The 11,575-nt window shown below is 29.2% G+C and carries 9 protein-coding genes; 7 read left to right on the top strand and 2 right to left on the bottom strand.

Annotated features, from left to right (window positions below):
• Positions 1-223: 223 nt before the first annotated feature.
• A complete protein-coding gene (locus MPF19_RS15355; protein ID WP_249989000.1) occupies positions 224-1,453 on the top strand; it encodes a porin in 1,230 nt (409 codons plus the stop codon).
• Between the two features lie 74 nt (positions 1,454-1,527).
• On the top strand, positions 1,528-3,783 hold the full coding sequence (locus tag MPF19_RS15350) for an inorganic phosphate transporter (protein WP_203393188.1): 2,256 nt from the start codon (positions 1,528-1,530) through the stop codon (positions 3,781-3,783).
• Between the two features lie 213 nt (positions 3,784-3,996).
• On the opposite strand, the gene MPF19_RS15345 is transcribed toward MPF19_RS15350, so the two are convergent.
• Together MPF19_RS15345 and uvrC are read right to left on the bottom strand one after the other, a co-directional pair.
• Positions 3,997-6,198 carry a patatin-like phospholipase family protein gene (locus tag MPF19_RS15345; RefSeq protein ID WP_249988999.1) on the bottom strand — a complete coding sequence of 734 codons (2,202 nt, stop codon included), beginning with the start codon at positions 6,196-6,198 and terminating at the stop codon, positions 3,997-3,999.
• Positions 6,195-7,991 carry an excinuclease ABC subunit UvrC gene (gene uvrC / locus MPF19_RS15340; RefSeq protein WP_203393190.1) on the bottom strand — a complete coding sequence of 599 codons (1,797 nt, stop codon included), beginning with the start codon at positions 7,989-7,991 and terminating at the stop codon, positions 6,195-6,197. The genes MPF19_RS15345 and uvrC overlap by 4 nt, the downstream gene beginning before the upstream one ends.
• A gap of 173 nt (positions 7,992-8,164) precedes the next feature.
• On the opposite strand from uvrC, the gene MPF19_RS15335 reads away from it, so the two are divergent.
• From MPF19_RS15335 to MPF19_RS15315, 5 genes are all read left to right on the top strand, one after another.
• Positions 8,165-8,527 (top strand): hypothetical protein, encoded by a 363-nt coding sequence (locus tag MPF19_RS15335; protein ID WP_203393191.1) that lies wholly within the window; start codon positions 8,165-8,167, stop codon positions 8,525-8,527.
• Positions 8,528-8,537: 10 nt separating this feature from the next.
• A complete protein-coding gene (locus MPF19_RS15330) occupies positions 8,538-9,191 on the top strand; it encodes a hypothetical protein (protein ID WP_203393192.1) in 654 nt (217 codons plus the stop codon).
• A 103-nt stretch (positions 9,192-9,294) separates the two neighbouring features.
• Positions 9,295-10,110: a sensor histidine kinase gene (locus MPF19_RS15325; RefSeq protein ID WP_203393193.1), complete on the top strand. Its 816-nt coding sequence runs from the start codon at positions 9,295-9,297 to the stop codon at positions 10,108-10,110.
• Positions 10,097-10,777, top strand: coding sequence for a response regulator transcription factor (locus tag MPF19_RS15320; protein WP_203393194.1), 681 nt, complete (start codon positions 10,097-10,099; stop codon positions 10,775-10,777). Before MPF19_RS15325 ends, MPF19_RS15320 begins: the two co-directional genes overlap by 14 nt.
• A gap of 163 nt (positions 10,778-10,940) precedes the next feature.
• Positions 10,941-11,549 carry a phage tail protein gene (locus tag MPF19_RS15315; protein WP_203393195.1) on the top strand — a complete coding sequence of 203 codons (609 nt, stop codon included), beginning with the start codon at positions 10,941-10,943 and terminating at the stop codon, positions 11,547-11,549.
• Positions 11,550-11,575 lie beyond the last annotated feature (26 nt).

The raw sequence follows: 11,575 nt of genomic DNA, 5'->3' as shown, positions 1-11,575 counted from the left end.
AGTTAACCTTTTATTAATTTTGATATAACATTCATTTTAATTTTTGATTAGATATTTGACCATTCTTTAGAGATAAAGATTCGCATAAATTTAATTAGTTTTTGTCGACTACAATTTATGAACGACTGCCTTTGGCCAAGGCAGTTTTTTTGTTTTAATAACACTTTATTAACATTAATTTAACATAATTAACGGTTCTTTGCAGTGACAAAAACTAATAATTATGCAATTCTCCATACTACGTAAAGTAGTAACCTTCATTATTGTATGTACCTTTTTAAGTGTACATGCACAAGAAACGAATGCGCCAAAATTTGGAAAAGGACTTTTTAACCTCGTTGGTAAAGACAGTACTTTTACAATGAAGGTTGGATTGAGATTTCAAACCCTTGCGACTTCTCAATGGGATGTAAGTAATGGGCTTTCTAACCCAGAAAGTTCTATGTTAATTAGAAGGTCTCGATTAAAATTTGATGGTTTTGCCTTTTCACCTAAATTAAAATACAAAGTAGAATTAGGTTTATCTAATAGAGATCAATCTGGTGCTTCATATTATACACATGAGTCTCCTAGATATATTTTAGATGCTGTTTTAAAATGGAATTTCTCTGGAAACTTTGTTTTATGGTTTGGACAAACGAAACTACCAGGAAACAGAGAACGTGTAATTTCTTCTGCAAATTTGCAAATGGTAGATCGTTCTTTATTAAATAGTAGATTTACTATTGATAGAGATATCGGAATTCAATTAAGACATCATTTTAATCTAACGGATAAATTTGTAGTAAAAGAAATTTTCTCTATTGCCCAAGGTGAAGGGAGAAATATAACCAGAGGCAACCAGGGCGGTTACCAATACACTACAAGAGTAGAATTATTTCCTTTTGGAGAATTTGCAAGCAAAGGAGATTATAAAGGAAGTGATTTAAAATTTGAACAAAAACCGAAATTATCTCTTGGTGTTGCCTATGATTTTAATAACAATGCTTCTAAAACAAAAAGTAATCAAGGTTCTTATATGTATATAGATGGTACTTTAGAAGGTTCTAGTGCAGAGTTTTATCAAACTAACATATCTACACTTTATTTAGATGCCATGTATAAGCATAATGGATTTTCTTTTATGGCAGAATATGCAAATAGAGATGCAAAAGATCCTTTAGCAAAAAATTCTGATGGTACTTTAACAGGAGATGAAGTACAAGTAGGTAACGGATTAAATTTACAATCTGGTTATATGCTTTCTAAAACGATAGAAGTTTCTGGTCGATACACAAACATTTCTTTAGATAAGGATATAACAGGTAAAGGTGCCGAAAACCAATATACTTTAGGATTGTCTAAATACATTGCTGAACATAAATTAAAAGTACAAACAGATTTAAGTTACACAGACATTGGTTTTAATACAAACCAACTATTATTTAGACTACAAGTAGATATTCATTTTTAATAAAAAAGATAACATAAACCTAACATAGGCATTCTTTTAAGTCTATAAATTTGCAAAAAAATTAATCAAACAAAATGGGAGATCCATATATTTTAATGTTAGTAGCTCTAGCTGTATTAGCTATAGTAGATTTAGTTATAGGTGTTAGTAATGATGCCGTTAACTTTTTAAATTCAGCCATCGGCTCAAAAGCAATATCTGTAAAAAATATTATGATTATTGCAAGCTTAGGTGTGTTTTTTGGAGCAGTTACCTCTAGCGGAATGATGGAAGTTGCTCGTAAAGGAATTTTTAATCCTAATATGTTTATGTTCCAAGACATTATGTTCATTTTTATGGCAGTAATGATTACAGATATCTTATTACTAGACATCTTTAATACCCTTGGAATGCCTACATCTACTACTGTTTCTATAGTTTTTGAACTTTTGGGAGCTGCTGTTTGTATTTCTTTGATAAAAATATCTGCTAATGACGCACAGTCTTTTAATGATATTTGGAGTTACATTAACCATGAAACAGCCACTACCATTATTTTTGGTATTCTACTCTCGGTAGTAGTCGCTTTTTCTGTAGGGGCTATTGTCCAATTTTTTTCAAGGATGATTTTTTCTTTCAATTTCGAAAAGAGACCTACCTATATTAGCGCCCTTTTTGGAGGATTTGCTATTACAGCAATTACGTACTTTATTATTATAAAAGGGATGAAAGGAACACCTTGGTATAAAGATATAGCACATATAATAGAAGGAAATACATTTCTAATTATCGTTGGAAGTTTTGTTGTTTGGTCTATCATTTCTCAAATTTTAATCCATTTCTTTAAAATTAATATTCTAAAATTAATTATTGGAGTTGGTACTTTTTCTTTAGCCATGGCTTTTTCTGGAAATGATTTGGTAAACTTTGTAGGGGTACCAATTGCTGCCTGGAACTCTTACCAATCTTGGAACCTTTCTGGTGTTGCTCCAGATGCCTTTTCTATGGGTATTTTAGCGAAGAAAGTACCTTCTAACATTTGGTTATTATTATTAGCAGGTGCTATTATGGTAGTTACTTTATGGACTTCTAGTAAAGCACAAAATGTAATAAAAACAGGTATCGATTTATCTAGACAAGGAGAAGGTCATGAAAAATTTCAACCAAACCCTTTATCTAGAGTTGTGGTAAGATTTGCAATGGGTCTTAATTTTGGAATTAGTAAAATTTTTCCTAAAAAAATGTTGTCTTATGTAGATACTAAGTTTCAAAAACCAGTTATAGAATTGCCAAAAGATAAAACCTATGAATTACCTGCTTTCGATTTAGTAAGAGCATCTGTAAACTTAATTGTTGCTGGTATTTTAATATCTGTAGCAACTTCTATGAAATTACCTTTATCTACCACGTATGTAACTTTTATGGTAGCAATGGGTACTTCTTTAGCAGATAGAGCTTGGGGACGTGAAAGTGCTGTTTACAGAGTTGCAGGAGTAATAAACGTTGTTGGCGGATGGTTTTTAACCGCAATTACTGCTTTTTTAGCAGCCGCTCTTGTTGCTTATTTAATTAGTTGGGATATGGTTATGATTCCTATTTTATTAGCACTAGTTGCATTTTTAATTGGAAGAAACACCTTAATTCACAGAAGAAGATCTAAAGAAATAAAAAAACAAGTATATATAGAAAGATCAGAATTAATTACTATTAATGGTGTAATTGAAGAAAGTGCAGACCATATTTCTGAAGTAATACATCGTGTAAATAAATTGTATACCAATGTTGTAAATGATTTAGCCAATCATGATTTAAATAAATTACGTAAAACAGATAAACACGTTGCAAAACTTAATGAAGAAATAGATGGTTTAAAAGATGGTGTTTTCTATTTTATTAAATCTTTAGACGAAACCTCTGTAGAAGCAAGTAGATTTTACATTATGGTTTTAGGGTATTTACAAGACATAGCACAATCTATTAGTTATATTTCTAGAGCTAGTTACAAACACGTAAATAACAATCATAAAAACTTAAAGAAAGGGCAAATAAAAGATTTAAAAACAATTGATGTTGCTTTATCTATTTTGTTAACTAAAGAAGCGGCTATTTTTGAAAACAGAGAATTAGACAATTTAAACAGCCTATTAATAGAAAAGACAGAATTGTTACAAAGTGTAAGATCTTCTATTGAAAAACAAGTTGCTAGAATTAGAACTGATGAAACAAGCCCTAAAAACACCACTTTATACTTTAGCGTACTGTTAGAAACAAAAGATTTAATTAAAGCTTTAATGAGTTTATTAGAAACTTATGAAGAGTTTCACGTAAGTACAAAACAAGTAAAATTATAACAGTTTTCTATACACATAAAAAAAGCCATGAAATAAACTTCATGGCTTTTTTTATGTTACAATAAACTTGAATTATTTACTATCTGAAGGCATAAAGGTTTCTTAATATCAAATAAAAAATCTTATCGTAGCCTTAGTTATATGCCTCTTTTATATTAAAATATTAAGTAGAAAAGAAATGATTAATAGTGGTATAATGTGGTTAAATTAGTATTAAAACCAAAAACCCAAATTAAACAACCAATAATTTTCTTTATTATCTGGAGACCAACTATATTTTATTTCTAAAGGCCCTATAAGAGAATTATAACTGTAACCAATAGCATAACCTGTTTTAATATTTTCAAACAGGTCTATGTTCTTAAAAACATTGTCTTCTAATCTTCCGTAATTAGCTATTAGAGACAGATAATGTTTGTCTGCAATAGCATATCTAAAATTAAACTCTGACTTTAAAAAAGTATTATCAGAAAGCTCTGCAAAATCATAGCCATAAAAAGAAACAAACGTGTTAATATAATTTTTGTTATAGCCACCAAGATAAAAATCAAAAACATCAGAATTTACATCATTTAAAGTAAAACCTGCTTCATTTGTCATTTGAAAAGTAAGTTTATCCCAAAAAGTAGTGGCAAAGCCTAAGGTTCCTTTTGTTTGAGCAAAAGGTGAAAAATCATTATTATGATCGGATGAAACCATGTACCACTTAAAGTTTAAATCTCCAAAATATCCTTTTGTAGGAAAATACTTTTTATCATAAGTATCTAACTTTAAATAACCAAAACTATTTAAATAATTACTATTATCAAAAATGGTTACTCCATTGCTAGCAGAAGCAATAGTCTCTGTAGTTGCCTTTACATATTTATGCTCTAGACCTAACCCTAAAGTAAATCTTCTATTAAATGCAGTTTGAAGAAAAAACTGACTAGTAATATCTGTGTATTTTAAATTAATACTACTAATGGAAGGATATTGAGAGATTATTGAATTAAACTTAGAATTTGTTCTAAAATGATTATATCTAGATCTAAAACCATAACTTATATAGAAACCGTTATCTACAAAATAATCTAAGCTATATCTTAAATTGTCTCCTAAAACCATATCTAAAGAAAACAAATCATTATCTAATAATAAGTGTTTTTGATTATAGTTTACTAAAAACCCAGATTTATATAAAAAATCGTAATGAACGCCTAATTTAAGATTTGCATTTTCATTTGTTTCATTTAACTGCAATTTTAAACTATACGTATTGTCTTTCTTTTTAGTTAGGTGATACGCTATTCTTTCGTAATTTTTTGTTGATGATAAAAGGTGAATTCTTTTTGTAATTTCTTTTCTAGACAAACGATCTCCTACCTTTACTTTTACTTTACCCAAAACAAACGCTCTTGTATATAACTTAGAGCCAGATATATCAATATCAGAAATTAAGAACTTCTCTTTATTAAAATGTAACTTTTTACGGGCAGTTTTATGGGTTTGTTTTAATGCTAATTCCTTAAAAACTTTATTAAACTTTTGTCCTTCTTCAATTCCTTTTTGTAAAATTTCTACTTTTTTATCAAAACTAACAACATTATATCCCTTAATTTCTGGATGAATATAAACATCCAATATTTCTTTTTCTTTATCTGTTTTACGATACATCTGGTAACTAACAATCTGGTTCATTAGATCTACAACAGTATTTAGTTTTTCTTTTTGATTTAAACTCCCCTCAACATCTACCCCAATTACAATATCCATTCCTTTAGATTTCATAACACTTATAGGAAAATTATTTGCAATACCTCCATCAACCAACAATTTATTATCTAAAACAACTGGGTTTAACAAAGTAGGAAATGAGCCACTAGCCCTTAAAGCCAAGGGCAAAGAACCTTTTTCTAACAATACAGCGTTTCCGTCTTCTACATCTGTAGCAATACAAAAAAAGGGAATAGGCAATTTTTTAAAATCAGAAATACCTTCTACTGAAGCTAATAATTCCATTAAAAAATTTAAGACATTCTGACCTTTAGAAACTGCTTTAGGAAATCCTACAGCACCTTTATGAACAGGTAAAGTAATAAAGGTCTTTTCGCCAAATTCTTTTTCAAAAAATGGTTCAGAATTTCTAGGCAATTTATCTTGTAACAGAGAAACAAAATCGGTTTTTAAAACAATTTGTTCTATTTGTTCTCCAGAATAACCAATAGCATACAAACCACCAACAATTGCCCCCATACTAGTACCACCCACATAATCTATCTGTAAACCTGCTTTGTCTATTTCTTTTAGAACGCCAATATGAGCAAACCCTTTTGCACCACCTCCACTTAAAACCAAACCAACTTTTGGTTGCTTTTCTTGGCTATAAAAAGTAACAGAAAAAACTAAATAAAATACTACTAATAACTTTTTCATTCTTTATTCGGTTGAAAATATTCGTATACCTTTATGGCTCTTGCATTTCCTATAACTTCTTTTAACTCTTCTAAAGAAGCTTCTTTAACGCGCTTTGCCGACTTAAATTTACGTAATAAAGTTGTAATGGTCTGTTCACCTACATCCGGTATTTGTTCCAATTCAGATTTTATAGCACTTTTACTCCGTTTATTTCTGTGAAATGTAATTCCGAATCTATGGGCTTCATTTCTTAAGTACTGTGTTATCTTTAACGTTTCAGATTTTTTATCTAGATATAAAGGTATTGGATCTCCTGGATAATAAATTTCTTCTAAACGTTTTGCAATTCCTATAATGGCTATTTTACCTCTTAAACCTAAATTTTCTAAAGCTTTTAAACCAGATGATAGTTGTCCTTTACCACCATCCACAATAATTAATTGTGGCAAAGGTTGCTCTTCTTCTAACAAACGTTTGTACCTTCTATAAACAACCTCTTCCATAGAAGCAAAATCATCTGGACCTTCCACTGTTTTTATATTGTAATGTCTGTAATCTTTTTTACTTGGTTTTCCATCTTTAAAAACCACACAAGCTGCAACTGGGTTGGTTCCTTGAATATTAGAGTTATCGAAACATTCTATATGACGTGGCTCTACATGCAAACGTAAATCTTTTTTCATTTGCGCCATAATTCTTTTTACATGTCTATCCGGATCCACAATTTGTACCTGCTTAAATTGCTCCATTCTATAATATTTTGCGTTTCTTTCAGAGAGTTCTACAATACGTTTTTTATCACCTAATTTAGGGATAGTTACTTTTATATTTTCTCCCAAATTCACTTTAAATGGCACATAGATTTCTGGTGATTGAGAATCGAAACGTTGTCTAATTTCTACAATAAATAACTCTAATAATTCTTTATCTGTTTCGTCTAACTTTTTCTTAATTTCGGTGGTATGAGATTGAATAATAGATCCGTTAGAAATCTTTAAAAAATTTGCATACCCGTGTGTTTCATCAGAAATAATAGAAAAAACATCTACATTATTTATAGATGGATTTATAATAGTACTTTTAGATTGATAATTGCCCAACAAATTAAGCTTCTCTTTAATTTTCTGTGCTTCTTCAAACTCCATTTTTTCTGCAAAGCCCAACATCATTTCTTGAAACTTATCTAAGCTTTCTTTAAAATTCCCTTTAATAATATTTCTAATTTCTGCAATAGAATTATTGTAATGGCTCTCTGTTTCTAAACCTTCACAAGCACCTTTACAGTTTTTTAGGTGATATTCTAAACAGACTTTATATTTACCTTCATTTACATTCTGCGGACTTAAATCGTATTTACACGTTCTTAACGGATACAATTCTTTAATAAGATCTAATAAAACTCGCACCGTCTTAATAGACGTATAAGGACCAAAATATTCCGACCCATCTTTTATAACTCTACGCGTCATAAAAACTCTTGGAAAACGTTCTTTTTTTATACAAAGCCAAGGGTAAGATTTATCATCCTTCAATAAAACATTGTAACGAGGCTTGTATTTTTTAATTAAATTATTCTCTAATAATAAAGCATCCGTTTCTGTATTAACTACAATATGTTTTATACGAACAATCTTTTTTACTAATACCCGTGTTTTACCATTTTCATGGTTTTTATTGAAATAAGAAGCAACTCTTTTCTTTAGATTTTTGGCTTTACCAACATAGATAATTACATCTTCCTTATCAAAATATTGATAAACTCCGGGTTCATTTGGTAAGGTTTTTACTTGAAGTTCTAAAGGTGTAGACATCGCGCAAAATTACGTATTTTTTTTAAAGATATAGTGATGAGAAATCACTTCTAAAAACAAAATCTAAAAAGGTATTTTATATTTAAAATGATATAATAAGATTGCTCTTTCTATATTTTTCTATACTTTTAAAGCCTAACTAACATTATTTATAAATAACTAATACCTATTACATGACTAAAAAAAATACAATTTCTTTACAAACCGCTAAAAGATGGACTAATAGATGGCGCAAAATGGAAGGTACTTATAATGCCCACCAAGACTGTAGAGCTTTTAACATTCCATTAGAAGATTTAAAAGAAGCTATTGCAGAAGGAGCCGTAACAGTAAGGGCTTATTTAGGCGTTCATAAACAGAAAATAGAAGGAGAAATTGTTTTTGAAGAAAAATTAATTATTGTTGGTGTAGATGCTAACGGAAAAGATATGATTTCTTCTAAAGATGGCAAAAATTTAGATAAAGATAGTGGTGATATTTATGATTTAACATCTCCTTGTCCAGACAAATGCGATAATGAGAGCCCTTTAAACTAAACTGATTATTATGAGTTTAGATGATTTTATTGTAAATGCTGGGTACTTTTTTTTAATAATAAATACCCTAGCATTTATTATAAGTTATAATAAAAAACACAAAGCATTAAAATACTTTATTATGTATTTAATGCTATGCGTTTTTGTTCAAATTTATTCTAGTTTTTTAAGTTCCTTAAGAATAAACAACCTCTTTCTAAGTCATTATTTCTTTATTGGTCAGTTTATTTTTTTAAGTTTCTTCTTTTCTACTTTATATAACTTTAAAAAGTTAATTAGGCTTTTAACCTTCTTAATAGCATTCTCTTTTATTACATATTTATACAACTTTCCAGAAACACTAAAAAAATGGAATGTTTTAGAAATTGCAATTACATCCATACCTTTATTAGTTTATAGTTTTTTCTTTTTTGTAAAAAAAATAGACAACAATATAGACAAAAAATATATTTACTTTAACTCTGGTTTCTTTGTATACACCCTATGCAGCACACTTATTTTTACGTTAGGAAACATAGGGTCTAGAGAATTAAAATTTTATGTCTGGCAGTTTAATGCTTTTTTATACCTTATTTTTCAGATTATGGTTTTTGTGGAATGGTACAAAAACTTTAGAAAACCGATAAAAAAACCAAGTTTTATCCATTTTAAAAAACAAGTATAAACCCCTGTTTTTCCATAAACATCTTAAAAACTTAAGATAAACTACTATTTTTACCGTAAACTTATTTTTCCGTAATTTTGGTTTTACTTTTCAAAACCCCTTTATGGAAGAATTGCTTACTAAAGAAAACCAAGTGATAGTTATCGTTTTAATAGGTGTTTTATTACTTCTTCTAATGGGAGTTGCATTCCTGTTATTTTTCTTCTTCTCTAGAAAAAAAATAGTGGATAAAGAACTAGAGAAAAGAAACCTAGAAGTAAACCATCAAAAAGAAATTATACAGTCTATTATTATAACTCAAGAAGAGGAACGCAAACGCATTGCACAAGATTTACATGATGATATTAGCTCTAAACTAAATGTAATTAACTTAAATGCAAACCTTTTAAAAGATGGAGGTTTAACGCCAGAAGAGTACATAACTGTTAACAACGGTATTTTAGAAGCTACAGATAAAACCTTAGAAAGTGCTCGTAAAATTGCACACAATCTTTTACCACCAATACTAGAAGAATTTGGCTTTAAAGACGCAGTAGAAGAACTAGCAGACTCCTTTAATAACAGTAAAAAAATTAGTATTAAATACAATATAAATTACACCAACAAACTTTTAAACCCACAAAACGAATTACATTTATTTAGAATTACTCAAGAATTAATTAATAACTCTGTAAGACATGGTAAAGCTAATAATAGTACTATAAATATTTCTCAAAAAGACAATCGACTAATTTTTAGCTATACAGATAATGGCATCGGTTTTAATTCTGATGATAAAAATAATAAAAAAGGTCTTGGAATGAAAAATATAGAAAGTAGGGTTTCTTTATTAAACGGAAAATATAATATTGGAAGTGAAGTAGGTAAAGGATTTAACATTTTAATTGTAATACAACCCCCAGAATATGCAAAAAATTAATATTATAATTGCCGATGATGAAGAGCTTTTTAGAAAAGGAATTCGTTTTTTATTAGAAAGAGAACCTAACTTTAATATTTCTTTTGAAGCAGAAAATGGTAAAAAATTAGTAGATTTTATAAGAACTACAGAAGGATTTCCAGATATTATTTTGATGGATTTAAAAATGCCAGAAATGAATGGTGTTGAAGCTACTAAAGTTATTCATAAAACACACCCAGACATAAAAATAATTGCATTAACCAGTTTTGATGGTAAATCTTTTATTACCAACATGATCGATGTTGGCGCCTCTTCTTACCTACTTAAAAATACAAGTCCAAAAATGGTAGTTCATACAATTAATGAGGTGTATGAAAAAGGTTTTTATTATGATGAAAAAGTATTGACTATTATTCATGAAAACATTATTTCATCTAGTGGAAAACGTATAAAAAGCGATTTAGACAAAAAATTACTTTCTAAAAGAGAAATTGATGTTTTAGAGTTGATTTGCGCTCAAAAGACCACTACAGAAATTGCCGAAAAACTTTTTATAAGCCCAAGAACTGTAGAAGGTCATAGAAACAACCTACTTTTAAAGACACAGTCTAAAAATGTTGCAGGTTTGGTTATTTACGGTATTCAAAAAAAGTTAATAGAAATTACACCAGATTTCAACTTATAACAATCTTCATTTTTACTTTAAGGGTATAAATACTTATAAAACAAGTATTTATACCCTTTTTGTTTTTCAGAAAGTTGTTCTCTAAAATCAATGAAATCTTACGAGTAATTTTGAATTGTACAAAGCGTACAAACTAAACTTATTAACTTAAAAATTTATTATTATGGAACCATTTATTGCACAAATTATAATGTTTGGCGGAAACTTTGCACCAAGAGGATGGGCTTTTTGCGACGGACAATTATTACCTATTAGCCAAAACACAGCTTTATTTTCTTTATTAGGAACCACTTATGGTGGAGATGGAAGAACTTCTTTTGCTTTACCAGATTTAAGAGGTAGAGTTCCAATAGGCCCAAGACATGGTCCTGGTTTAAGTCCTGTAAAATTAGGGGAAAGAGGAGGAACAGAAACAAATACTTTAACCATTACTACATTGCCTAACCATAATCATACTGCTTCTGTAACTGGAATGACTGCTGCTTTTTCTAATGGAGTAGGTACTATTCCTGTAAATAGTGAAGAGGGTTTGGCAGATGAAAAAAATCCTGCTGGAGGTGTTTTAAATAATGCAGAAGCTGATATATATACTTCAGAAGCTGCAAATGCTGTTTATGGAGCAAATGTTGCTGTTACTGGAGATGTTGCTATTACAGGTGGAAATATAACAGTAGGAAATACTGGAGGTCAACAACCAGTTAATAATATGCAGCCTTTTCTAGGTATTAATTATATTATTGCTTTAGAAGGTATTTTTCCTTCAAGAAGTTAAATAATAAAAAACACAAATTATCTTAA

Source organism: Polaribacter sp. Z014, assembly GCF_023555435.1.
Taxonomy (GTDB): Bacteria; Bacteroidota; Bacteroidia; order Flavobacteriales; family Flavobacteriaceae; genus Polaribacter.
This window is presented reverse-complemented; position numbering and strand designations above follow the sequence as displayed.

Bases quoted from the DNA above. Each gene is read 5' to 3' on its own strand.
- MPF19_RS15355 (WP_249989000.1), top strand. From the start codon at position 224: ATGCAATTCTCCATACTACGTAAAGTAGTAACCTTCATTATTGTATGT.
- MPF19_RS15350 (WP_203393188.1), top strand. From the start codon at position 1,528: ATGGGAGATCCATATATTTTAATGTTAGTAGCTCTAGCTGTATTAGCT.
- MPF19_RS15345 (WP_249988999.1), bottom strand. From the start codon at position 6,198: ATGAAAAAGTTATTAGTAGTATTTTATTTAGTTTTTTCTGTTACTTTT.
- uvrC (WP_203393190.1), bottom strand. From the start codon at position 7,991: ATGTCTACACCTTTAGAACTTCAAGTAAAAACCTTACCAAATGAACCC.
- MPF19_RS15335 (WP_203393191.1), top strand. From the start codon at position 8,165: ATGACTAAAAAAAATACAATTTCTTTACAAACCGCTAAAAGATGGACT.
- MPF19_RS15330 (WP_203393192.1), top strand. From the start codon at position 8,538: ATGAGTTTAGATGATTTTATTGTAAATGCTGGGTACTTTTTTTTAATA.
- MPF19_RS15325 (WP_203393193.1), top strand. From the start codon at position 9,295: ATGGAAGAATTGCTTACTAAAGAAAACCAAGTGATAGTTATCGTTTTA.
- MPF19_RS15320 (WP_203393194.1), top strand. From the start codon at position 10,097: ATGCAAAAAATTAATATTATAATTGCCGATGATGAAGAGCTTTTTAGA.
- MPF19_RS15315 (WP_203393195.1), top strand. From the start codon at position 10,941: ATGGAACCATTTATTGCACAAATTATAATGTTTGGCGGAAACTTTGCA.